Here is a 21,484-nt window from a genome sequence, read left to right as displayed (position 1 = left end):
ACAAGTGACGGAGACTCCCCAGGCGCCGGCCGCGGGCCTGACCGCGGCCGCCGGCCTGGCCGGCCAAGCCGGTCCCGCCGGCCAGGCAGGCACCGCCTTCCTCGGCGACAGCCCGTGGCTGCGGTTCGCGGCCCGGCGCCTGGGGCAGCTCCTCATCTCCGCCCTGGTGCTCGTCACGGCGAGCTTCCTGGTCATCCACCTTGTCCCCGGCGACCCGGTCCGCGCGTCGCTCGGCCTGAACGCGCCGCAGGAACTGGTCAACGCCCGCCGCGCGCAGCTCGGGCTCAATGACCCGCTGTGGCTGCAGTACGTGCACTACCTGCGGAGCCTGTTCTCCGGCCAGTTGGGCACCTCAATCGACTCCGGGCTCGGGGTGTCGCAGGTGATCGGCCAGCGGCTGCCCGCCACCCTGGAGCTCGCCGGGTACTCCTTCGTCATCGCGGTCCTGGTCTCCGTTCCCGTCGGGCTCATTCTCGGGGTGCTGACAAGGAACGGCAGGCGGCGCGGCCTTGAGCTCGCCGCCACCACCGGGTCCGTGGTGATCGCGGCGGTACCCGGTTTCCTGCTCGCGGTGGGGCTGATCTACGTGTTCGGCGTGACGCTGCACTGGGTGCCCGTGGCCGGCCAGTCCGGGTTCACCTCGTACCTGCTGCCGATCGCTGCCATGGCGGTCGGCCCCATCGCGGTCCTCGTCCGCATCCTGCGCCTCGAGGTCCTGTCCGCACTGCGCGCGGACTACGTGCGCACCGCCCGCGCCAAGCGGCTGCCGAACTGGCGGGTCTACCTGCTGCACGTGCTGCCGAACGCGCTGACCGCCACTCTCACGATCGGCGGCCTGCTGCTGTCCGCCATGGTCGCGGGCACGGTCCTGGTGGAGAACGTGTTCGCCTGGCCGGGCCTCGGCCAGACCATCGTGACCTCGATCATCGCCAAGGACTACCCGGTCGTGCAGGGCATCGTGCTCGTCTACGGCACGGGCGTGCTGCTGGTCAACCTCGTCGTCGACGTGGCGCTCGCGCTGCTCGACCCGCGTTCCACGATCAGGGAGGGCTGATGGCAGGCCGCCGGCCAGGAACCTTCCGCAAGGCCGCCCGCACGCCCCTCGGCATCGCCTCGGGGATCCTGCTCGCCCTCATCCTGCTGCTCGCGATCATCGCGCCGGCCCTGTGGACGTCACAGGCCAACGCGATCGACGTGCTCAACATGCAGCAGGGTCCCTCGGCGAAGCACTTGCTCGGCACCAACCTGCTCGGCCAGGACATCCTGTACCGCATCCTGGTTGCCGCCCGGCTGTCGATCGGGCTCGCGCTCGCGGCCACCGCGATCGGCGTGGCGTGCGGCCTGGTGCTCGGCACCGCCCCGGTGATCGTCGGCCATCGCGCCGGACGGGTCATCACCGCCGCGGTCAACGTCGCCGTCGCGTTCCCCGCGCTGCTGCTCGCGCTGTTCTTCGCGGTGATCTTCGGCGTCGGCGCGCGTGGCGCGCTGCTCGCCATCGGGTTCGCGCTCGCGCCCTCGTTCGCCCGGCTGGTCCGCACGCTGTCCGCTTCGGTGGCCGGCCTCGACTACATCGCGGCGGCGCGGATCGCCGGCGTCTCCAGGTTCCGCCTGCTCACCAGGCACGTGCTGCCGAACATCGGCGAGACCCTGATCGTCAACGCCACCATCGCCGCCGGCGACGCGCTGCTGTCCTTCGCCGGCCTGTCCTTCCTCGGACTCGGTGTCCAGGCGCCCTCCTACGACTGGGGCCAGCTGCTCTCCGACGGCCTGCAGGGCATCTACACCCGGCCCGCCGCCGCGCTCGCACCCGGCGTCGCCGTGGTGGTCGCCGGCCTCGCGTTCAACTTGTTCGGCGAGGCACTCGCGGTCGGCCTCGGCAGCGGCACTGGGCTCCCAAACACTGTGCGTCTCGGCAGGCTCCGCTCCGCCCTCGCGGAACGCTCCGCCAAGGCAGCGGCGGCAGCGGCAGAAGATCAACACCCGTCATCCGGAACGGGTTCGGCCGACTCCGTCCTGTCCGTTTCCGGTCTGCGCGTGGAATTCCCCGGCGGGGTGCGTCCCGTGCGTGGCGTCAGCTTCACGCTCGGGCGCGGCGAGGCGCTCGGCGTCGTCGGCGAGTCGGGCTCTGGGAAGTCGCTCACCGCCCTCGCGGTCGCCCGGCTGCTCGAGTCGCCCGCGCACGTGACGGCGACCCGGCTCGAACTCCTCGGCCGGGACCTGCTTGGGGCGGAGGCACCACTCGGCGAGCAGGCTGGACCAGCCGGCCGGGGGTTGCGCTGGCGCGCTTCTTGCTGTTATCCGCGACACTGGGGTCGGCGCGCGGCGGGAGTGCCCGGCGCGTCCCGGATGTCCGACCGTGAGCTGCGCCGGTTCCTCGGCGTGCATGCGGGCCTCGTCTTCCAGGACCCGATGACCTCGTTCAACCCGGTCAAGCGGGTCGGCATCCAGCTGGCCGAGGTCGCGGCCGAGCACCATGGGCTTACCAGGCCCCAGGCAGCGGCCCGCGCCGTGGAGCGGCTGCGGGCGGTGCGGATCGCGTACCCGGAGCGTCGCGCCAGGCAGTTCCCGCACGAACTGTCCGGCGGCATGCGGCAGCGGGCGATGATCGGCATGGCCGTGATGGGCGAGCCCGCGCTCGTCATCGCCGACGAGCCGACCACCGCGCTCGACGTCACCGTGCAGCGCCAGGTGCTGCGGCTGCTCAAGTCCATCCAGGCCGGCACCGACGGATCACGGGGTGACATGGGGCTGCTGTTCATCAGCCACGACATCACCGTCGTCGGTCAGGTGTGCGACCGGGTGCTCGTCATGTACGCGGGTCGGATCGTGGAGAGCCTGCCGACCGACGGCCTGGCCGCGCACGCGCGGCACCCGTACACGCGGGCGCTGCTCGCCGCGGTCCCCTCCATGGAGACCCCGCGTGAGCTACCGCTCGCAGTGATTCCTGGCCGCCCAGCCGATCCGGCGAACCTGCCGGCCGGCTGCGCGTTCGCGGCGCGCTGCCCGTTCGCCGACGCCACCTGCGAGCAGTCCGATCCCCCGCTCGTCGCGGACGAGGCCGGCCGCGAGGTGGCCTGCTGGCACACCGACCGGGTGCTGGCGGGCGTCCCTGCGACGGTGACGACCACCGTTGATCCGGCATCCGCCGCGCCGACGGCGGCGTTGTCAGCACCATTGGCCGACACGGCGGCGAACCGGGAGCAGGCATGAGCGAGCTTGCGAGGGAATCGGCAAGCACAGCGCGTCCGCGAATGCGGACTCCGAGCGCCAGCGAGGTGTCCTCATGAGCGAGCTTGCGAGCGAATCGGCAAGCACAGCGCGTCCGCGAATGCGGACTCCGAGCGCCAGCGAGGTGTCCTCATGAGCGAGCTTGCGAGCGAATCGGCAAGCACAGCGCGTCCGCGAATGCGGACTCCGAGCGCCAGCGAGGTGTCCTCATGAGCGAGCTGCGCTTCGACAACGTGACCGTGCGGTACGGGACCGGACGGCACGCCCACATGGCCGCCGCGGACGTCAACCTCATCGTGCCGGCTGGCCACGTGGTCGGGCTGGTCGGCGAGTCGGGATCAGGCAAGTCGACGCTGGCGCGCGCCGCCGTGGGACTCGTCGCGCCCGCCGCGGGGACGATCACCCTGGGCGGCAGGCCGGTGCCGCGGCACGGGCGGCGACCGCTGCAGATGGTCTTCCAGGACCCCTACGCATCGCTCGACCCCCGGATGACCACCGGCGAGTCGATCGCCGAGGCGATACCGCGCGGAGGTGCCGACCAGGCAGGCGGTGCTGGCGGTACCGGCAGGGCCGGCGGCTCGCCACGCGGCCGGAGGGCGCGCCACGCCGAGGCGGCACGGTTGACCGAGCTCGTTGGGCTGCCGCGCGGCACCGTGGACAAGTTTCCCGGCGAGCTGTCCGGCGGGCAGCGGCAGCGGGTCGCACTCGCCAGGGCGCTGGCCGGCCGCCCCGACGTGATCATCGCGGACGAGATCACCTCCGCACTCGACGTGTCCACCCAGGGCGCGGTGCTCAACCTGGTGCGGGAACTACAGCGGGAGCTGCGGCTTTCCATGCTGTTCATCTCGCACAACCTCGCAGTCGTGCGGTACGTCGCCGACATCGTCGCGGTCATGTACCAGGGACGGATCGTGGAGCACGGGCCCGCCGAGACAGTGCTCGGCAACCCGGCGCACGACTACACCCGCCGGCTGCTCGCCGCGGTGCCCACGCCGGGCAGCAAGATCGACGGTAGCGCTGTGTTCGCGGACGACGCGGACGCGGCGGACGTTGCTTACCTAGCCGAGGGCGCGGGCCTGGCAGAGGATGGATACGCCCCCGCAGCCGCAGCCGATTCGAGGAGCACGCAGTGACGCGACGCCAGCGTATCGAAGACCTCACCGGGTTCGCCCTGCCCGGCCAACCCGCCCTGTCCCCCGACGGGCGGGAGGTCGTCTACGTGCTGACCACCGTGGACGCGGCCGCGGACAAGAACCTGACGCCACTGTGGCTGGCGGACACCGCTGGCGGCAACGCGCGGCGGCTCACCACGGGTACCGCGGACGCGGCCCCCGCGTGGTCCCCGGATGGCACCAGGATCGCGTTCCTGCGCGCGGACGGCGGCGCGGCTCAGGTCTGGCTGCTGCCCGCGGGCGGCGGCGAGCCGACGCAGGTCACGTCGCTGCCCCTGGGCGCGGGCGCGCCCGCCTGGTCGCCAGACGGCACCAAGATCGCCTTCGGCGCGCCCGTCGACCTGCACGCGATGCCCGGCGAGGACGACGCCGCCCGGGCCAAGCGCGCGACCGCCCCGGTGGTGACCACGCGGCTTGACTACAAGGCAGACGGCGCGGGCCTGCTGCGCACCATCCGCAAGCACCTGCACGTCCTCGACCTGGCCAGCGGTAAGGTCCGCCAGGTCACCGAGGGCGACTGGCACGCCAGCGACCCGGTCTGGTCACCCGGCTCGGCAAGCCTCGCGTTCGGCGCGGCGACCGCGCCCGACGCCGACCTGCGGTTCCGCGCCCCCGTCTACACGGTCGACGTGTCCGGCGGCTTTACCAGGCCCGTCGAGGTCGCACTCGCCGACGGCTACGGCGCGCCGGCCGCCTGGACACCGGATGGGTCCGCGCTGATCGTTATCGGCAGGGACCGCGTAGGCGAGCCAGGCGCGGCGATCGGCCACGCCGCGCTGCTGCGGGTGCCGCTCGACCCCACTGGAACCATTACCGACCTCGCCGGGTCGCTCGACCGCAATGTGATGGGCGGCGCACCCGGCTACCCGGGCGGCGTTCCCGCGCTCACCGACGGCGGTAACACGGTGCTGTTCTGCGTCCGTGACCGTGGCTGCACTCACCTGTACGCGGTGCCCGCCGACGGGTCCGCGGCGCCGCGGAAGGTGGCGGCAGGACCTGGCATGGTCGTGTCGGGTCTGTCGGTCGCGAGGAACACCGCCGCGGTCGCCCTCGCCACGCCGACGAGTTACGGCGAGATCGTCCTCGTCGACCTGGCGTCCGGCACCAGGACCACGGTCACCGAGCACGGTGCCAGCCAGGACCGTGCCGGCCAGGACGATGCGCCTCAGGGCGGCACGAGCCGCGATGCCGATGACAGCCGGGTCGAGCTCTACCTGCGCGAGCCGCGGCAGTTCACCATCTCCGACGGCACGACCGTCGAGGGCTGGCTGATCCGCGACCCGGCAACGTCCGGGCCTGCGCCGCTGCTGCTCGACGTGCACGGCGGACCGCACAACGCGTGGAACGGCGCTGCCGACCCGGCGCACGTCTACCACCAAGTCCTCGCGGCGCGCGGCTGGACGGTGCTGCTGGTCAACCCGCGGGCGAGCGACGGCTACGGCGAGGCGTTCTACACCGCCGCCGTCGGCGCGTGGGGCGTCGCGGACGCCAAGGACTTCCTCGAGCCGATCGAGGAACTCGTCGCGGAAGGGATCGCCGATCCGGCGCGACTCGCCGTCACCGGCTACTCCTACGGCGGCTACATGACCTGCTACCTGACGAGCAGGGACTCCCGGTTCGCAGCCGCCGTGGCCGGCGGTGCGGTCTGCGACCTGACCAGCATGGCGGGCACCTCGGACGCCGCGCGCGAGCTGTCGGACTGGGAGTGGGGCGCGGACTCGCCCCGCGGCCGGGACTTCTCGGCAAGCGACCCGATTACCCGGGTCACCGACGTGACCACGCCGACGCTGCTGCTGCACGGGGACTCCGACATCCGGTGCCCCGTCGGGCAGGCGGAGGAGTGGCACGTGGCGCTGCGCGAACTGGGGGTGGAGACCCAACTCGTCCGCTACCCGGGCGCGTCGCACCTGTTCATTCTCGACGGCATGCCGTCACATCGAATCGATTACAACCAGCGGGTGGTGGACTGGGTGGAACAGCACGCAAGCACGGGCAGCCGGCCGAAGATCGACGCCGCGCACTGGCAGCGCCGTCTGGCGGTGCTCGCCGAGCGGCACAAGGTCCCAGGCGCCTCGCTCGGCATCCTGCGGCTCGGCAGTGACGGCAGGCCCGACGAGCTGGTCGAGGCCAGCCACGGGTTCGCGAACGTGCCCGCGAAGATCGAGGCGACCACCGACACGCTGTTCCAGATCGGGTCGATCTCCAAGGTGTGGACCGCGACCGTGGTCATGCAGCTGGTCGACGAGGGCAAGCTCGACCTGGACGCGCCCGTCGCCGAGGTGCTGCCCGAGCTTGAGCTCGCCGACGCCGACGTCGCCAAGACCGTCACCATGCGGCAGCTGCTCAGCCACACCAGCGGCATCGACGGCGACGTGTTCACCGACACCGGCCGCGGCGACGACTGCGTGGAAAAGTACGTCGCCCTGATGCGCGAGGTCAAGCAGAACCACCCGCTCGGCGCCACCTGGTCCTACTGCAACTCCGGCTTCACGCTCGCCGGCCGGGTCATCGAGAAGCTCACCGGGCTCACCTGGGACGCCGCGCTGCGCGAGAAGCTCTTCACGCCCCTCGGCCTCAAGCACACGGTGACGCTGCCCGAGGAGGCGCTGCTGTTCCGCACCGCCGCCGGGCACGTCGACGTGACCGCGGAGCCAGTCCTCGCCCCGGTCTGGCAGCTGCCCCGCTCGCTCGGCCCGGCCGGCCTGATCACCTCGATCCCCGCCGACGTTCTCGCCTTCGCCAGGATGCACCTGACCGGCGGCTTGGCCGCCGACGGCACCCGGGTGCTCTCCGCGGCGAGCGCCGCCGCGATGACCGAGTTCCAGGCCCAAGTGCCCGACAAGTACGTGCTCGGCGACTCCTGGGGCATCGGCTGGATCCGGTTCGGCTGGGACAGCCAGCGGCTCGTCGGCCACGACGGCAACACCATCGGTCAGGCCGCGTTCCTGCGCATTTTGCCCGGGGCCGGGATCGCGGTCACCCTGCTCACCAACGGCGGCCACACCCGCGACCTGTACGGCGACCTGTACAAGGAGATCTTCGCCGAGCTGGCGGGCGTGGCGATGCCGACGCCGATCGCGCCGCCCGCCCAGCCGGTGCAGAACGACATCACGCCGCACCTGGGCCGCTACGAGCGGGCCGGCGTGCTGATGGAGATCCTGCCAGGCACGGATGAGATCGACGGCCCGGCGCTGCGCACCACGATCACCGGCCCGCTCGCCGAGCTGCAGCCGGACGACACCGTGCATACCTACCCGATGGCCGCCATCGGCCAGGATCTGTACGTGGTCCGCGAGCCAGAGGCGGAGACCTGGGTGCCGATCACCTTCTACGCGCTTGCCACCGGCGAGCGGTACCTGCACTTCGGCGCCCGAGCCACCCCGAAGGTGGCTGACTAACGTGAATCACGCTTCCCTGCTTGCCCGGGGGGCCGACCCCCCCAAACCCCCCCGGCACCCCCGTCTGATGCCGGCGATGGAGGCCCGCCTGCCGGGCATCCTCGCCGACATCGAGGAACTGGTGCGGTGCGAGTCACCCTCAGCCGTGCTGGCTGCGGTCGCCGCAAGCGCCGAGCTTGTCGCGGCCGTCGGCGAACGGCACCTCGGGACCACCCCGGAGCTGATCGTCCTCGACGGGCGGTCGCACCTGCGGTGGCGGTTCGGTGCCGGTCCCGCTCGTGTCCTAGTGCTCGCGCACCACGACACGGTCTGGCCGCTCGGCTCGCTTGAAACGCACCCGTTCTCCGTCAAGGACGGGGTCCTGCGCGGGCCCGGCTGCTTCGACATGAAGGCCGGCCTGGTGCTCGCGCTGCACGCGCTGGCGGAGCTGGGAGTGCCTGGCGGGGTGACGCTGCTCGTCACCGGGGACGAGGAGCTCGGCTCGCCGTCGTCGCGCGAGCTGATCGAGTCCGAGGCGGCGGGCTGCTCCGCGGCGCTCGTGCTCGAGGCATCGGCGGACGGCGGCGCGCTCAAGACGGCGCGCAAGGGGGTGTCGCTTTACCAGGTGCGGGCCGTGGGCCGGGCCGCGCACGCCGGTCTCGAGCCGGAACGCGGGGTCAACGCGACCCTGGAACTCGCTCACCAGGTGCTGACGGTGAGCGCCCTCGCCGACGCCGGGCGCGGCACCACCGTGACACCGACGGCGCTGTCGTCGGGGACCGTGTCCAACACCGTCCCCGCGACCGGGGTGTTCGCGGTCGACGCGCGGATGTGGGACCCGGTGGAGCAGCTACGGGTGCACGCGGCGATGAGCTCGCTGCTGCCCGTGGTGCCCGACGCGGTGCTGCAGGTAACCGGCGGGCCGAACCGGCCGCCGCTGCCCGCGTCGTCGTCCGCCGGACTGTTCGACGTCGCCGTCAAGCTGGCCGACAGGCTCGGGCTGCCGCCGCTGGCGTCGGCGGAGGTGGGCGGCGCGTCCGACGGGAACTTCACCGCGGGCGTGGGAACGCCGACTCTCGACGGGCTTGGCGCGGTGGGCGGCGGGGCGCATGCTGATCATGAGCACGTGCTTGTGGACGCTCTGCCGGGACGTGCGGCGCTGCTCGCCGCGCTGATCGATGAGCTGCTGAGGGGAACCGATGACGCCTGACGTGCTCGCCGAGGCTGGGCTTGCTGAGTCTGGGCTTGCCGAGGCTGCGCTCGCGGAGGCGGGCGAGGCGGCAGCCAAGGCGGCCAAGGCCGCGGGGGTCGTCGTCCGCGAGCTTGGCACGATTGACGAACTCGGCGCGATGATCACGCTGTTCGACGAGATCTGGCTGCCGGAGAACGGCAACTCCTCGCTCCGGCTTGACATGCTGCGGGCGATGACCAAGGCGGGCAGCTACGCCTCGGGCGCCTTCGACCTGGTCAGCGGTGAGCTGCTCGGCGCGTGCATCGGGTTCTTCGGCCCGCCCGCGCGCGGGGAGCTGCACAGCCACATCGCGGGCGTGGGACCTGCCGGGCTCGGCCGGGCCGTCGGGTTCGCGCTCAAGGTGCACCAGCGGGCCTGGTGCCTGCGCCGCGGCGTCCGGACGATCGCCTGGACGTACGACCCGCTGATCCGCAGAAACGGCTACTTCAACCTGGTGAAGCTGGGCGCACGGCCCGTCGAGTACCTGCGGAACTTCTACGGCACGATGGACGACGCGATCAACGGCGGCACCGAGACCGACCGGGTGCTCGTGCACTGGGACCTGTGCTCGGAGCTGGTCGCGGACGCGTCCTGCGGCCGACCGCGGCAGGCCTCGTTCGCCGACGAGGGCGAGCGCGGCGCGGTGACCGCGCTGTCGGCGGGGCCCGACGGGCTGCCCGTACCGGGCCTGCCGCTCGCGGACGGGTCAGGCGCCCGCACGCTGCTTGTCGGCGTGCCCGCCGACATCGAGGCGATGCGCGTGTCCGACCCTGCCGCCGCGGCGGCGTGGCGGAGCACGCTGCGTGACGTGCTGTCGCCGCTGCTGAACGGCGGGGCGCGGGTGACCGGTTTCGACAGGGACGGCTGGTACGTGGTTTCTCTTAGAGGAGATGTTGGATGAATCTGACCGGGGTTGAGCTGCGGCGGATCTCGATGCCGCTGGTGGCGCCGTTCCGCACCTCGTTCGGTACCGAGTCGACGCGCGACATCCTGCTGCTGCGCGCCGTGCTCGACGGGCCGTCCGGCGAGTCCGAGGGCTGGGGCGAGTGCGTCGCCATGTCCGACCCGCTGTACTCCTCCGAGTACGTGGAGGCCACGGTCGACGTGCTGAAGCGGTTCTTCCTGCCGAAGCTGTTCGCCGCTGGCCACCTGGACGGCTCCCTTGTCGGGCACATCCTCGAGCCGTTCAAGGGGCACTGGATGTCCAAGGCGGCGATCGAGACCGCGGTGCTCGACGCGGAGCTGCGCGCCGCTGGGCGGTCGTTCGCCCGCGAACTCGGCGCGGTCAGGGAGCAGGTGCCCTGCGGCGTCTCCGTGGGCATCGCGGACTCCATCGACAGGCTCCTCGACGAGGTCGCGGGGTACGTCTCGGCCGGGTACGTGCGGATCAAGCTGAAGATCCAGCCGGGCTGGGACGTCGAGCCGGTGCGCGCGGTGCGCGAGCGGTTCGGCGACGACCTGCTGATCCAGGTGGACGCGAACACCGCCTACACCCTGCAGGACGCGCGTCACCTGGCCAAACTTGACCCGTTCAACCTGCTGCTGATGGAGCAGCCGCTGCCCGAGGAGGACGTGCTCGGCCACGCGGAACTCGCCAAGCTCGTCCGCACGCCGATCTGCCTCGACGAGTCCATCACCTCGGCGCGCACCGCCGCGGCGGCGATCTCGCTCGGCGCCTGCTCGATCATCAACATCAAGCCCGGCCGGGTCGGCGGCTACCTGGAGGCCCGGCGGATCCACGACGTGGCGGCCGCGCACGGCATCGCGGTGTGGTGCGGCGGGATGCTGGAGACCGGCATCGGCCGGGCCGCGAACGTTGCTCTCGCCGCGCTGCCCGGGTTCACCCTGCCCGGCGACACCTCGGCGTCTGACCGGTACTACAAGACCGACATCACCGAGCCGTTCGTGCTGTCCGACGGTCACCTTGACGTGCCTGCCGGGCCGGGCATCGGGGTCGCGCCGCTTCCCGACCAGCTCGCCGCGGTGACCACCCAGACGGAGTGGGTCACGCCTTAACGCTGTAAATCCGCTGGTAGCTTCGTTGCGTGACCATTCGACCGCAGCCAAGCCTGACCCGCGTCCTCGAGGACCTCGGCGCGACGCTGCTTGAGCTTGTCCGCGAGCCCGCCGGAGGGGGAATGGGCGGAGCGCCTGACGCGGGCGAGGTGGGCGGGGTGGCGATCCACGACCCGTTCGACGAGCCGGTGCTGCCGCGCCGGGCGCTCGTGCTCGGCGTCGGTGTGCACGAGCCGGCCGCGATCGCCGCGCTGCTGACCTCACTCGGCAGGCACGGCGCGGCGGGACTCGTCATCCGCTCCCCTGTCGCCTGCGACGCGGCTGTGGCCGCCGCGGTCGAGTCGTCGGGTGTGCCGCTGCTCGGGCTGACCCGCGGCGCGTCGTGGACCCAGCTCGCGGCGCTGCTGCGGTCGCTGCTGGCCGAGGGCGACGTCGGTGACGACGGCTCGGAGACGCTCGGCGGCCTGCCGTCAGGTGACTTGTTCTCTGTCGCCAACGCGGTCGCGGCGCTGATCGACGCGCCGGTCACCATCGAGGACCGCTCCTCGCGGGTGCTCGCGTTCTCCGGCCGGCAGGACGAGGCGGACCGGTCCCGGGTGGAGACGATCCTCGGCAGGCAGGTGCCCGAGCGGTACTCGCGGCTGCTCGCCGAGCGCGGCGTGTTCCGCGAGCTGTACCGCTCGGAGCAGCCGGTCTACATCGACCCGTCTGGCTCCGGGCTCCCGGACTTCGCGCTCCCCCGCGCCGCCGTGGCCGTCAGGGCGGGCGATGAGGTGCTCGGCTCGATCTGGGCGGCGGTGCGCGAGCCGCTGACGCCGGACCGAGCGCGCGCTATGTGCGATGCCGCCCACCTGGTGGCGCTGCACCTGCTGCGGATCAGGGCGGGCGCCGACGTGTCGCGCCGGCTGCGCGCCGACCTGGTGTCGACCGCGCTCGAGGGCGGCACGGGGGCGTTCGAGGCGGTGCGGCGGCTGGGGCTCGCCGACCAGCCGGTGGTGGTGCTCGCGCTCGCTGTCGCGGAGCCAGCGGAACGGTCGCGGCTAGCCGACGGACTCGCCATGCACCTATCCGCGATCCACCCGAGGTGTGCGTCAGCGCTGGTCGGCGACGTCGCGTACGGACTGATCCCGGTGGTGACCTCGGTCTCCTCCGGCTCGGTCTCCTCAGTTTCGGGCGTCGACGGCTCGGGCGCCGACGGTGCGTCGGCCGATGGCCTTGGCGGTACGGGCGGCGAACTGCGGGCGATGCGGATCGCCACCGACTTCCTCGACCGGGTGGGCAGCCGGTCGCGGCCGGTCGTCGGCATCGGCCAGGTGGCGTTCGACGCAGCGGGGCTGCCCGCCGCGCGGGCCTGCGCGGACCGGGCGCTGCGGGTGCTGCGGTCCGGCGCCGCTGGCGCCAGGAGGGTTGCCAGGCTCGCCGACGTGCACGCCGAGGCGTTGCTCATGGAGCTGCGCGACCTCGCCGCCGCGCATGGGGACCGGCCGACCGGCCCGGTCGCGCGGCTCTCCGCCTACGACACCGAGCACGGAACCAACCTTGTCGAGACGCTGCGCGCCTGGCTGGACGCCTTCGGCGACGTGGTGGCCGCGTCGGCGGCCATGTTCGTGCACGCGAACACGTTCAGGTACCGGCTGCGCCGGCTCACCGAGGTCAGCGGCATCGACCTCGGCGACCCGGAGCAGCGGTTCGCGGCGATGCTCCAGCTCCGCGCGGTCTATCCTGCGGACCCGAGGAAGAATCCGGTGGACTGAGGGCTACGTAGCCGTCAGTTGCCGTTCACGTCCGCGGAGCGTCGTCTCCGCTACCCGTCGGCGCCGCGGTGCGGCGTCTTGTCACGGCGGAACAAGGTGCGGCGGCGGGTCTTGCGGATATGACTCGCGAAGGCCTTCGCGTCGGCAGCGCTGCCTGCCGGGGGCGCGGACTTGGCGGCGTATTGCTCGAAAGCGGGCCAGAAGCCGTCGCCTAGGCTGGCGGCCAGGTCGGGCTGGTGCCTGGCTACGGATCTGGCGCGCTTGCGTAGCAATGCCTGTGCCTGGACGTGCACCCGCTCCTGGTCCATGCCCGCTGGGGGCTCGGCCCCCGCGACCAGCGCGCTGACCAGCGCCAGTTGGCGGGCGGCGAGCGACCCGGCGCTAGCGCCCGGGTCGGCAAGGCTGAGCGGGTCAGCCGGCGGGGGCATTCGTGAGTACCTTCCTGATCGATGACAGTTCGGCGGCCAGTTCGGCGTCGGAGGGATAGGCGTCGTCGCGTTCAAGCAGCACGCCTGGCGGGGATACACGGCGGGCGAGGGCGGCGAGGATGCCGAGGATTTCGTCCGTAACCGGGTGGGCGTGAGTGTCGTGCCAGACGCCGTCGCGCAGGACGCCGCCGGCCACGTGAACGTAGGCCACCTCGGAGAGGGGCAGACGGTTCAGGGTTGCCGCCGGGTCCAGGCCGAAGTTGACCTGGGCCGTGTAGAGGTTCGCCACGTCGAGCAGCAGGAGCACGCCCGTTCGCTCGACAAGCTCGGTGAGGAAGTCCGCCTCGGTGAACTCGTCCTCAGGCCAGCTGACCAGGGCGGCGATGTTCTCCACGGCGAGCGGCACCGGGAGTTCGGCCTGCGCGGCCAGGATGTTCGCGGTCAGCACCGCAAGCGCCTCGCGGGTACGCGGGACCGGCAGCAGGTGCCCGGCTTCTATCCCGCCCGCGCGGCAGAACGCGACGTGCTCGCTGACCAGCGGCGATCCGAACCGTTCCGCGAGCTGGGCGAGCCGCGCCACGCGCTGCGGCTCGAGCGGGTCGGTGCCGCCAAGAGACAGCGACACCCCGTGCGGCACGACCGGCATGCCGCCCGCATGCAACTGGGCCAGCGAGCCAGGCACCGCAGCGGGCTGCACGTTCTCGGCGACGACCTCGACGAAGTCAACGCCCGGCCCCGTCGCCGCCGCGAGGCGCGGCACGGTCAGGTCGATCTCCTGCCGCCAGCCGATGCCGACGCCGAGCGAAAATCCCGCGGTCATCCGCCGCATCCCCCGCCCCCGCAGCCACCGCCGCCGCAGCCTCCACCGCCGCCGCCACAGCCGCTGCCGCCGGAACTGGACGGCAGGCCGGCCAGCAGCGCCGACCGCGTCGGCTCGTCCGCGACGGCGGCGAAACCGGCGAGCGCGACACCGAACAGCGCCGCCGACCCGATTCCCGCGCCGAATCCGTAGCCGTTTCCGCCCAGTCCGTGAGAAAAGACCGCCGTGCCGCGCCGGCTCTGCCGTGCGGTCTCCTTCTCGGTGCGCCGCTCCGCTGATCGCAGCCGGCGCAGCAGCCCGGCGCCACGGAATGTGGTCAAGTTCGTCAGCCGGCTCCGGTTGGCGAGCAGGCTGAACAGGCAGGCGAACGCGCTCAGCACGACCAGGCCCTGCAGATTGCCGATGGGCCGGTGATTGTGCGCCCCCTCGGCGAGCCGCAGGCTGCCGGTCACGAACAGCGCCGCCCACAGCGTCAGCGACACGATCCAGACCGTGGCGGTACGCGCCCGGGAAACCAGGAGCCCCTCCGCCCGCAGCCGCGCCTTGATGACCGCGATGGCCGGGAGCTTTGCGATCTTGCTCTGCAACTGGTGCACGAAGACACCGGCGGGCAGCCAGAGCTCGGCGAACAGGGTTGCCGCGCCGGTGACTCCCTCGCTGAGGAGCGCGGACTGCCGGTCGAACGCCGCCCGGTCCGCCGCGGTCACCCGGCCGGAGGTGTCCACGCGCACCGCTCCCGAGGTGACGAAGTCCGTAATGATCACCTGTGCCGCCCGTGCTGGACCACCCGCCAGGTAGCCGACCTCGTGGGGGTCGAGCTGCCTCCCGGCGTCCGCGCTGGAATCGAAGCGGATGAGCAGGCGAAGCAAGAAGGGCACGACCACGGCCACGGCCGTGCCAACGCCGTAGATAACCAAGAACTGCGGACCAGACAGGCCCCATGGCTGGCTCATAGCCGCAGCGTGCCACCGATTCTTGCCGGTTAGCCCCGCACCGCTGCGGGGGCGAGCGCGGCGAACCAGGGACTTAGACGAGGGCCTGATAGACGAGCTGACGGAGCTGGGAGCGGATCGGGTGCGCGCTTGACGGGATGAGCTGGGTGAAGAAGGTCGCGGTGAGCTCCTCCGCCGGGTCGATCCAGAACGCGGTGGAGGCCGCGCCGCCCCAGGACAGCTCGCCGTCGGAGACGACGACCTTGCCGGCCGCCGGGTCGATGACCACCGCGAAGCCGAGGCCGAAGCCGACGCCGCGCTGCGGCGACTCCGCGTTGATCGGGCGGCCGAACTGCTCGATGTCGGAGTTGCCCGGCAGGTGGTTGCGGCTCATGTAGGCCACGGTGCGCGAGCTGAGCAGCCGCGCGCCGTCCAGCTCGCCCGCCGGGCTGTCCGCGTGGTGCAGCAGCATGTGCAGGAAGCGGTTGTAGTCGGCGGCCGTGGAGACCAGGCCGCCGCCGCCGCTGAGCATCGCCGGGGGCTTGCGCACCTCCTCGGCGATTGAGTTGAACCGGCCTGCCTTGCCCTCGATGTTGCGGGCGTAGAGTGCGGCAAGCCGGTCCAGGTCCTGCGGCGGGGCGTAGAAGCCGGTGTCGGTCATGCCGAGCGGTACGAAGATCCGCTGCGCGAAGAACTCATCCAGCGGCTGTCCCGATGCGACCTCGACCACCCGGCCGAGCACGTCCGTGGCGACTGAGTAGTTCCATTCGCTGCCCGGTTGGAACAGCAGCGGAAGGCTGGCCCACAGGTCGCAGGACTCGGCCAGCGTGCCGGGCCGCAGGCCGAGGTCGAAGCCCGCCGCCCGGTACATCGCGTCCACCGGGGTTGTGCGGTGGAAGCCGTAGGTGAGGCCGGCGGTGTGGGTGAGCAGGTGCCAGATCCGCACCGGCTCGGTGGCCGGGACCGTCACCGGGCGCTGGTCGCTGCCGCCGGTGAAGACGCGCATGTCCGTGAAGCTCGGGATGAACTTGCTCACCGGGTCGGTGAGCTCGAAGGCGCCCTGTTCGTACAGCATCATCGCGGCGACCGAGGTGACCGGCTTGCTCATCGAGTAGATCCGCCACAGCGTGTCCGGCTCGACGTGCAGGCCTGCCTCGGCGTCCCGCTGACCGTAGCTCGCCACGTGCGCCAGCTTGCCGTGCCTGCTGACGGTGAGCAGCCAGCCCTTGAGCCTGCCGTCGTCCACGTAGCGGGCGAAGTTCTCGTCAATGCGGCGCAGCCGGTCCTTCGCGAAGCCGGCCTCGGCCGGATCGATCTCGACCTTCAGTTCACTCATGAAAGATCACGGTGCCACACGTCGATGTGCGCCGCTAGAGGCGGCCCGGCAGTGCCAGCCTGGGGCCGCGGGGTCCGGTCAGACCCGCTTCTCCAGGATGGCCAGGTCCCGCTCGGCGTAGCGGCGGTGTTCCCATTCCTCGTTCAGGACGATGAGCAGGCATTCCTTCACCGGGAAGCTGACCGCTGGCGGCCAGCCCGGACTGTCCGCGGGCACCGGCGTGGTGTCCGCGGCCAGCGAGTCCGGCGTCAGCCCGCCGAGCACCTCGGTCACCGTTGCCATGCGGTCCCTGCGCAGCGCGAGCACCTCATCGAGCGCGGGCCGCGCCGTGCGGTCGCGCGGCGTGCCCGGGGTGTCGGGCATCTCATCCCAGGGCAGGTCGAGCGGGTCCCACGGGGCCGGGTCGCCGAGTATCGCCCGCCGCACCCAGGCATCGGTCGCGTAGACCAGGTGCCTGAGCGTCTCGGTGAACGACCATTCGCAGTCGACGGACTCGTGCAGCAGCGCGGGCGGCAGGCGTCGCGCGCGCTCGACGGTCTGCGCCCACAGCCGCTCCAGGATCTCCCACGCCTCCCGGAAGCCTGCCGGGTCGTCCGGGCGCATCTTGACCCGCTCGGGGTCGCGCCTGTTCAGCTCGGCTTCGACGAGCGGCGCGATGTCCACGCCGTTGATCGTCACCCGCAGCAGCTCGCCGGCGATGTCCACGTCGCACAGCTCGACGCCGCGCATCGTGACCCGGTGCAGTGAGCTGCCACGGAACGTGGCGTCATTGAGATCGCAGGCGCGGAACTCCGCGCCGTTCAGTTCTGCCCGGTCGAACCGGGCGCCGCGCAGGTCCGCGTCCTTGAAGTCGGCCATGGCACGACAGTAACGCGGGTCCCGGACGTTTTCCGGCGGCAATTGGGGTGTCCGTGTGGGAGGAGAGTAAGCCGAACCCGTTCGGGATGATGGGTTGCGTTTCCGCACGTCCTGAGCGGTTGAATAGCGCGGGTACTGTCTTGCCTCGTGGGGATCGACGAAGAGCGCGCGCGCATGTTCCGCGCCAGGACCCTGGCCGCCGAAGCGGCAGGTGCGGGCGACGAGACTGGCTGGTTCGAGCGGCTGTACTCCGAGGCCGAGGCGGGCAGCGCCGTCGTGCCGTGGGCGGACGGCGAGGTGAATCCGCACCTGGTCGAGTGGGCAGCCGGAAAAGACGGTATGGGGAAACGCGCTCTCGTCGTTGGGTGTGGGCTCGGCTATGACGCGCAGTACCTGGCGGGCCTCAGCTACGCGGTCACCGGGTTCGACGTCGCGCCGACCGCGATCGAGCGGACCATCAGGGAGAACCCGGGGACGACGGTCGAGTACCTGGCCGCGGACCTGCTCGACCTGCCGGCCGCGTGGGCGGGCGCGTTCGACCTGGTCGTGGAGATCTATACGGTCCAGCCGCTGTACGGGCCGGTCCGCGAGCGCGCACTGGCGGCGCTGCACGGCCCAGTCGCGCCCGGCGGGACGCTGCTCGTCATCGCCCGCGCCACCAACGACGAGAACCCGGAACGCGACCCGGCCCAGATGCCGTGGCCGCTGACCCGGCGTGAACTCGACCTGGCCGGCGGACCGCTGCGCACGGTCCGTGTCGAGCAGTTCATGGACAGCGGGACCCAGCCGAGGCTGCGCTGGCGGGCGGAGTTCCGCCGGGACTGACGGTTTGGCCAGCGGCTGCCTCCTGCTCTACCCGAATGTCACCGGTTCGCGCTAGCGTGCCCGCATCGATGACGGAAGGCTGGGTGCGATGGCTGGCGCGGAATTGCCCGAGGACGGGGAAGTGCAACTGGGCGCGGTGCGGCTGCCGCCCGGCCGCCGGATCATCCCCGATGGCCACGGTCCTGTCGCATGGCTGACGTCGAGCGACGTCCGCGACCCAGGACTGGCCTGGGCGGCGCTTACCGACCTGCAGCCGCAGACGGGCCTGGTCCCCGTGCTCCTGCAGGACGACGGCCGGGGCGCGGACGGTGAGGACTTCTTCTTCTACGAGCCGGCCGACCCGCGGTACATCGACGCGGCCGACCCGGCCGCGGAACTCGCCGCACGCTGGCTTGATCCTGAGCATGAGGAAGAGATGTTCGTGCCCTTCCCCACTCCACGCAGCAGCGCGTTCCTCGGGCTGCGCGGGCCTGGCGAGGGATCCAACAGTCTCCAGGACATCTTCTCCGCCATCGTCGGCATGGCAACGAATGAGGGGCGGCGAGAGGAGTTCGAGCGGCTGAACCGGGTGGACCAGGCGGCGGCGGAGGCGTCCGGGTGGTCGCCTTTCCCTCCCGCTCCCGGGGGCGAGGTCTCCGAGACCCGCGAAGACAGGCCGTTCCCCGGCCTCGCGCCCGCCGTGCGGGAGCGGCTGAGCACCGCCGAGCGCACCGCGGCGCTCGCCGGACTGCCGCCGGCCCGCGTCTGCCTGGTCTCTGCCGCGCGCCCGGCGGACGTAATCGGCGTGACCGGATGGTGCTGCAGCGATCAGTTCTCACCGCCGTCGGCCAGCGCCCAGATGTGCGCGGTGCTGCGGTCGTGGGAGGAACGGTTCGGCGCCCACCTGTTCAAGCTCGGCCCGAACGCCGACGCTTGGCTGCTCGTCGACCGCCCACCGCGCACCAGGGAGGCTGCGGAAGCAATCGCCGCCGAGCACTGGGCCTTCGCCGACGAGTTTCACGGCAAGGGGCGCTGCGAGTTCGGCGACCTGGTCGACACCATCATCGGGCGTCCCGTCTGGCATTTCTGGTGGGACTGACGCCACGGCGCTAATCACGGTCGGCCATCGCCGCCACCGTTGCGATGACCGCGCGGGCCTGAGGGTAGCCGGCCATCTCGCGGGCGAACGCCGCGGCGTCGTGCGCGCCGAGCAGAAGGCGGCGAGGTAGCGCTTGCCGGTGGTTGCCGCCCTCACCGTCGAGGCTAGCCTGGCGGCCGTATGCCGTGCGCAGGTTCGCGTTGAGCGTGCCGTGCAGGCCGGCGGCGAGGATCTGGCGGACCAGGCGCTCGGTCTCCGTGACCGGCCTGGCGGGCCGCGTCACCTGGCAGGTCAGGCAGACGGCGCGATCGGCCCAGTCCAGCCCCGCGGCGATGTGACTGACCGCGTGCCGCCCGATCAGGGTGGGCGGCATGAGGCGGGCGAAGTAGGCCACCTGCTCACCGAGCGGCGCCTCCCGCAGCGCCGGGTCGGCCGCGACCGTGGCCCGCGCCCAGCGGACGAGCGGCGCTGCCTTGTCATAGAAGCGCCTGGTGAAGACCAGCCCGGCGATCTCCGCGCGGTACGTGTCGTTGATCTCGGGTGTCGCGCCCCTGGCGGCGGCCAGTGCGTCCCGCTCGCGAGCGCGCCGCCGCTTGTGGACGGCCCGGCGCGTCGCCCTGGCGCCGACGCGCCAGCTTGAGGGGAGCACCGAGCGGCTCATGTCCTTGGTCTTCTCGTCGTGATTGCGCACGAGAATCCTGCTCCAGTCACGGTGCACCAGCGCCATGCCCTGGACGGCATGGCTGGCTCGCCTGGTGCCCTACCTATGGCTGGACATGGGGACCTCCGGAATGCTCCGCCGACGGTGCGGAATGAGTCAAGTACACAGCGCTCCCCGGGCGGAGCACAATCGGTTTTCCCGCCGCTGCCCTGGCGGTCCACGGGCCGCCCGGGCTGGGCCTGCGGCTGCGGCAATCACCCAGCGCCCAGCAGACGATCACAATCCGATTTTCCGCCGGTTTCCGAAGGTTTTTCCGGTCTCTTGACGCCCGGCCCCTCCCGTTTCTGGCCCGCGACGGCCAAGATTGGGTCAAGACGGACGAAGCAGTTCGGAAGGCGGTTCTCCTCAATGCCCGAACCTCTCAGCAGCGACATCAACCTGTCGGACAACGCGTTCTGGGCGTTGCCACCCGAGGAGCGCCACGCCGCGTTCCGTCGATTGCAGGCGCTGGATTCGCCGCCGTTCTTCGAGGCGGGAGAGTCGCCCTTCGGCGTGCCGGAGCGCGGCTACTACGCCCTGGTCAGGCACGCGGATGTGGCCGAGGCGAGCAGGAACCCCGCGCTGTTCTCCTCTGCCGCCGGGGCGACGAGCATCTTCGACCTGCCGGCGGAGTTCAACGAGTACTTCGGCTCGATGATCAACATGGACGACCCGCGGCACGCCCGGCTGCGCCGGATCGTCTCCCGCGCGTTCACGCCGAAGATGATCAAGAAGTTCGAGGAGGACGTGCAGCGGACCGCAGGCGTCATCGTCGACGAACTGCTCAAGACTGGCCCCTGCGACTTCGTGCAGCACGTGTCGGCGCGACTGCCGCTGAAGATCATCTGCGAGATGATGGGCATCGGCGACGAGCACTACGAGATGGTGCTGCGGAACACCAACATCATCTTGTCCGGCGCGGACCCCGAGTTCATCAGCGAAGACATCAACGAGGCGCTCACCCAGATCCTCACCTCGGGCGGCGATCTCGCCGCGCTGGTGACCGGCCTCGCCGAACAGCGCCAGGCGAACCCCATCGATGACGTGATCTCGTCCCTGGCGACCGCGAACATCGACGGCGAGCAGCTCACTCCCGCGGAGCTCGCCTCGTTCTTCGTCCTGCTCGTGGTGGCGGGCAACGAGACCACGAGAAACGCGATCTCGCACGCGCTGCTGCTGCTCACCGAGCACCCCGACCAGCGCGAACTGCTGCTCGCCGATTTGGACGGCCGGATCGGACCCGCGGTCGAGGAGATCGTCCGCTACGTCTCCCCCGTCATCTGGATGCGCCGCACGCTGACCGCGGACACCGTAAGCAACGGCCACGCCTACCAGGCGAACGACAAGGTGCTGCTGATGTACCAGGCGGCCAACAGGGACGAGAGCGTGTTCGGTCCCACCGCCGGCCAGTTCGACATCACCCGCTCGCCCAACCCGCACGTCGGCTTCGGCGCGGCCGGCCCGCACTTCTGCCTGGGGGCGCACCTGGCCAGGCGGGAGATCACCGCCATCCTGCGGGAACTGCTCACCCGGGTGCCGGACATTCGCCCGGCCGAGGAGCCGGACCGCCTGCTGTCGAGCTTCATCAACGGCATCAAGCACATGCCGTGCGAGTTCGGCTGACGACCTGCCGTGTTCGGCTGACCTCGAACCTCCTCGCTTCGCCTCGACCGCCGGCGCACGGTGAACCGCGCCGGCGGTCGATCCGTTGTCCCGGTTGAGTGCCCGA

The 21,484-nt window shown here is 71.6% G+C and carries 17 protein-coding genes; 11 read left to right on the top strand and 6 right to left on the bottom strand.

Features of this window, described 5'->3' with window-relative positions; translation table 11 throughout:
* Nucleotides 1–4 precede the first annotated feature (4 nt).
* From EAS64_RS23045 to EAS64_RS23010, 8 genes are all read left to right on the top strand, one after another.
* The gene (locus tag EAS64_RS23045) at nucleotides 5–1,054 is read left to right on the top strand and encodes an ABC transporter permease (RefSeq protein WP_222849514.1); all 1,050 of its coding nucleotides are present in this window, start codon (nucleotides 5–7) and stop codon (nucleotides 1,052–1,054) included.
* Nucleotides 1,054–3,210 carry a dipeptide/oligopeptide/nickel ABC transporter permease/ATP-binding protein gene (locus EAS64_RS46830; protein WP_145855922.1) on the top strand — a complete coding sequence of 719 codons (2,157 nt, stop codon included), beginning with the start codon at nucleotides 1,054–1,056 and terminating at the stop codon, nucleotides 3,208–3,210. Before EAS64_RS23045 ends, EAS64_RS46830 begins: the two co-directional genes overlap by 1 nt.
* Nucleotides 3,211–3,437: 227 nt before the next feature.
* Nucleotides 3,438–4,361, top strand: coding sequence for an ABC transporter ATP-binding protein (locus EAS64_RS23035; RefSeq protein ID WP_145855920.1), 924 nt, complete (start codon nucleotides 3,438–3,440; stop codon nucleotides 4,359–4,361).
* Nucleotides 4,358–7,798 (top strand): serine hydrolase, encoded by a 3,441-nt coding sequence (locus tag EAS64_RS46030; protein WP_145855918.1) that lies wholly within the window; start codon nucleotides 4,358–4,360, stop codon nucleotides 7,796–7,798. Before EAS64_RS23035 ends, EAS64_RS46030 begins: the two co-directional genes overlap by 4 nt.
* 67 nt (nucleotides 7,799–7,865) lie before the next feature.
* Nucleotides 7,866–8,987 carry a M20 family metallopeptidase gene (locus EAS64_RS23025; protein ID WP_145855916.1) on the top strand — a complete coding sequence of 374 codons (1,122 nt, stop codon included), beginning with the start codon at nucleotides 7,866–7,868 and terminating at the stop codon, nucleotides 8,985–8,987.
* Nucleotides 8,977–9,909: a GNAT family N-acetyltransferase gene (locus EAS64_RS23020; protein ID WP_246115818.1), complete on the top strand. Its 933-nt coding sequence runs from the start codon at nucleotides 8,977–8,979 to the stop codon at nucleotides 9,907–9,909. Before EAS64_RS23025 ends, EAS64_RS23020 begins: the two co-directional genes overlap by 11 nt.
* Nucleotides 9,906–11,024, top strand: coding sequence for an o-succinylbenzoate synthase (menC, locus tag EAS64_RS23015; RefSeq protein ID WP_145855914.1), 1,119 nt, complete (start codon nucleotides 9,906–9,908; stop codon nucleotides 11,022–11,024). The genes EAS64_RS23020 and menC overlap by 4 nt, the downstream gene beginning before the upstream one ends.
* A 29-nt stretch (nucleotides 11,025–11,053) precedes the next feature.
* Nucleotides 11,054–12,778: a PucR family transcriptional regulator gene (locus EAS64_RS23010; RefSeq protein WP_145855913.1), complete on the top strand. Its 1,725-nt coding sequence runs from the start codon at nucleotides 11,054–11,056 to the stop codon at nucleotides 12,776–12,778.
* Nucleotides 12,779–12,828: 50 nt separating this feature from the next.
* Here the strand turns inward: EAS64_RS23010 and EAS64_RS43750 are convergent, their stop codons facing one another.
* From EAS64_RS43750 to EAS64_RS22990, 5 genes are all read right to left on the bottom strand, one after another.
* On the bottom strand, nucleotides 12,829–13,206 hold the full coding sequence (locus EAS64_RS43750; RefSeq protein WP_187366117.1) for an SCO6045 C-terminal-like domain-containing protein: 378 nt from the start codon (nucleotides 13,204–13,206) through the stop codon (nucleotides 12,829–12,831).
* Entirely contained in the window at nucleotides 13,190–14,026 is an 837-nt protein-coding gene (locus tag EAS64_RS23005) for an MbnB/TglH/ChrH family RiPP precursor modification enzyme (protein WP_187366116.1), read from the bottom strand. Before EAS64_RS23005 ends, EAS64_RS43750 begins: the two co-directional genes overlap by 17 nt.
* Nucleotides 14,023–14,979: a TIGR04222 domain-containing membrane protein gene (locus tag EAS64_RS23000; RefSeq protein ID WP_145855911.1), complete on the bottom strand. Its 957-nt coding sequence runs from the start codon at nucleotides 14,977–14,979 to the stop codon at nucleotides 14,023–14,025. The genes EAS64_RS23005 and EAS64_RS23000 overlap by 4 nt, the downstream gene beginning before the upstream one ends.
* Before the next feature lie 73 nt (nucleotides 14,980–15,052).
* On the bottom strand, nucleotides 15,053–16,294 hold the full coding sequence (locus tag EAS64_RS22995) for a serine hydrolase domain-containing protein (protein ID WP_145855909.1): 1,242 nt from the start codon (nucleotides 16,292–16,294) through the stop codon (nucleotides 15,053–15,055).
* 78 nt (nucleotides 16,295–16,372) lie between these two features.
* The gene (locus EAS64_RS22990) at nucleotides 16,373–17,152 is read right to left on the bottom strand and encodes a DinB family protein (protein ID WP_145855907.1); all 780 of its coding nucleotides are present in this window, start codon (nucleotides 17,150–17,152) and stop codon (nucleotides 16,373–16,375) included.
* A gap of 147 nt (nucleotides 17,153–17,299) precedes the next feature.
* Here EAS64_RS22990 and EAS64_RS22985 point away from each other — a divergent pair, with 147 nt between their 5' ends.
* Together EAS64_RS22985 and EAS64_RS22980 are read left to right on the top strand one after the other, a co-directional pair.
* A complete protein-coding gene (locus tag EAS64_RS22985; RefSeq protein ID WP_222849513.1) occupies nucleotides 17,300–17,977 on the top strand; it encodes a class I SAM-dependent methyltransferase in 678 nt (225 codons plus the stop codon).
* Between the two features lie 88 nt (nucleotides 17,978–18,065).
* Nucleotides 18,066–19,055 (top strand): DUF4253 domain-containing protein, encoded by a 990-nt coding sequence (locus EAS64_RS22980; RefSeq protein WP_145855905.1) that lies wholly within the window; start codon nucleotides 18,066–18,068, stop codon nucleotides 19,053–19,055.
* A 10-nt stretch (nucleotides 19,056–19,065) separates the two neighbouring features.
* On the opposite strand, the gene EAS64_RS22975 is transcribed toward EAS64_RS22980, so the two are convergent.
* Complete coding sequence (locus EAS64_RS22975; RefSeq protein ID WP_145855903.1) at nucleotides 19,066–19,782, bottom strand: hypothetical protein; 717 nt, start codon at nucleotides 19,780–19,782, stop codon at nucleotides 19,066–19,068.
* A gap of 342 nt (nucleotides 19,783–20,124) precedes the next feature.
* Between EAS64_RS22975 and EAS64_RS22970 the strand changes: the two genes are divergently transcribed.
* Nucleotides 20,125–21,378: a cytochrome P450 gene (locus EAS64_RS22970; protein WP_145855901.1), complete on the top strand. Its 1,254-nt coding sequence runs from the start codon at nucleotides 20,125–20,127 to the stop codon at nucleotides 21,376–21,378.
* The last annotated feature ends 106 nt before the right edge of the window (nucleotides 21,379–21,484 follow it).

Source organism: Trebonia kvetii, from assembly GCF_007827045.1.
Taxonomy (GTDB): domain Bacteria; phylum Actinomycetota; class Actinomycetes; order Streptosporangiales; family Streptosporangiaceae; genus Trebonia; species Trebonia kvetii.
This window is presented reverse-complemented; position numbering and strand designations above follow the sequence as displayed.

Coding starts and splice junctions, on each gene's coding strand:
- EAS64_RS46830 (WP_145855922.1), top strand. CDS start 1,054: ATGGCAGGCCGCCGGCCAGGAACCTTCCGCAAGGCCGCCCGCACGCCC.
- EAS64_RS23035 (WP_145855920.1), top strand. CDS start 3,438: ATGAGCGAGCTGCGCTTCGACAACGTGACCGTGCGGTACGGGACCGGA.
- EAS64_RS23025 (WP_145855916.1), top strand. CDS start 7,866: ATGCCGGCGATGGAGGCCCGCCTGCCGGGCATCCTCGCCGACATCGAG.
- EAS64_RS23020 (WP_246115818.1), top strand. CDS start 8,977: ATGACGCCTGACGTGCTCGCCGAGGCTGGGCTTGCTGAGTCTGGGCTT.
- menC (WP_145855914.1), top strand. CDS start 9,906: ATGAATCTGACCGGGGTTGAGCTGCGGCGGATCTCGATGCCGCTGGTG.
- EAS64_RS43750 (WP_187366117.1), bottom strand. CDS start 13,206: ATGCCCCCGCCGGCTGACCCGCTCAGCCTTGCCGACCCGGGCGCTAGC.
- EAS64_RS23005 (WP_187366116.1), bottom strand. CDS start 14,026: ATGACCGCGGGATTTTCGCTCGGCGTCGGCATCGGCTGGCGGCAGGAG.
- EAS64_RS23000 (WP_145855911.1), bottom strand. CDS start 14,979: ATGAGCCAGCCATGGGGCCTGTCTGGTCCGCAGTTCTTGGTTATCTAC.
- EAS64_RS22995 (WP_145855909.1), bottom strand. CDS start 16,294: ATGAGTGAACTGAAGGTCGAGATCGATCCGGCCGAGGCCGGCTTCGCG.
- EAS64_RS22990 (WP_145855907.1), bottom strand. CDS start 17,152: ATGGCCGACTTCAAGGACGCGGACCTGCGCGGCGCCCGGTTCGACCGG.
- EAS64_RS22980 (WP_145855905.1), top strand. CDS start 18,066: ATGGCTGGCGCGGAATTGCCCGAGGACGGGGAAGTGCAACTGGGCGCG.
- EAS64_RS22975 (WP_145855903.1), bottom strand. CDS start 19,782: ATGGCGCTGGTGCACCGTGACTGGAGCAGGATTCTCGTGCGCAATCAC.
- EAS64_RS22970 (WP_145855901.1), top strand. CDS start 20,125: ATGCCCGAACCTCTCAGCAGCGACATCAACCTGTCGGACAACGCGTTC.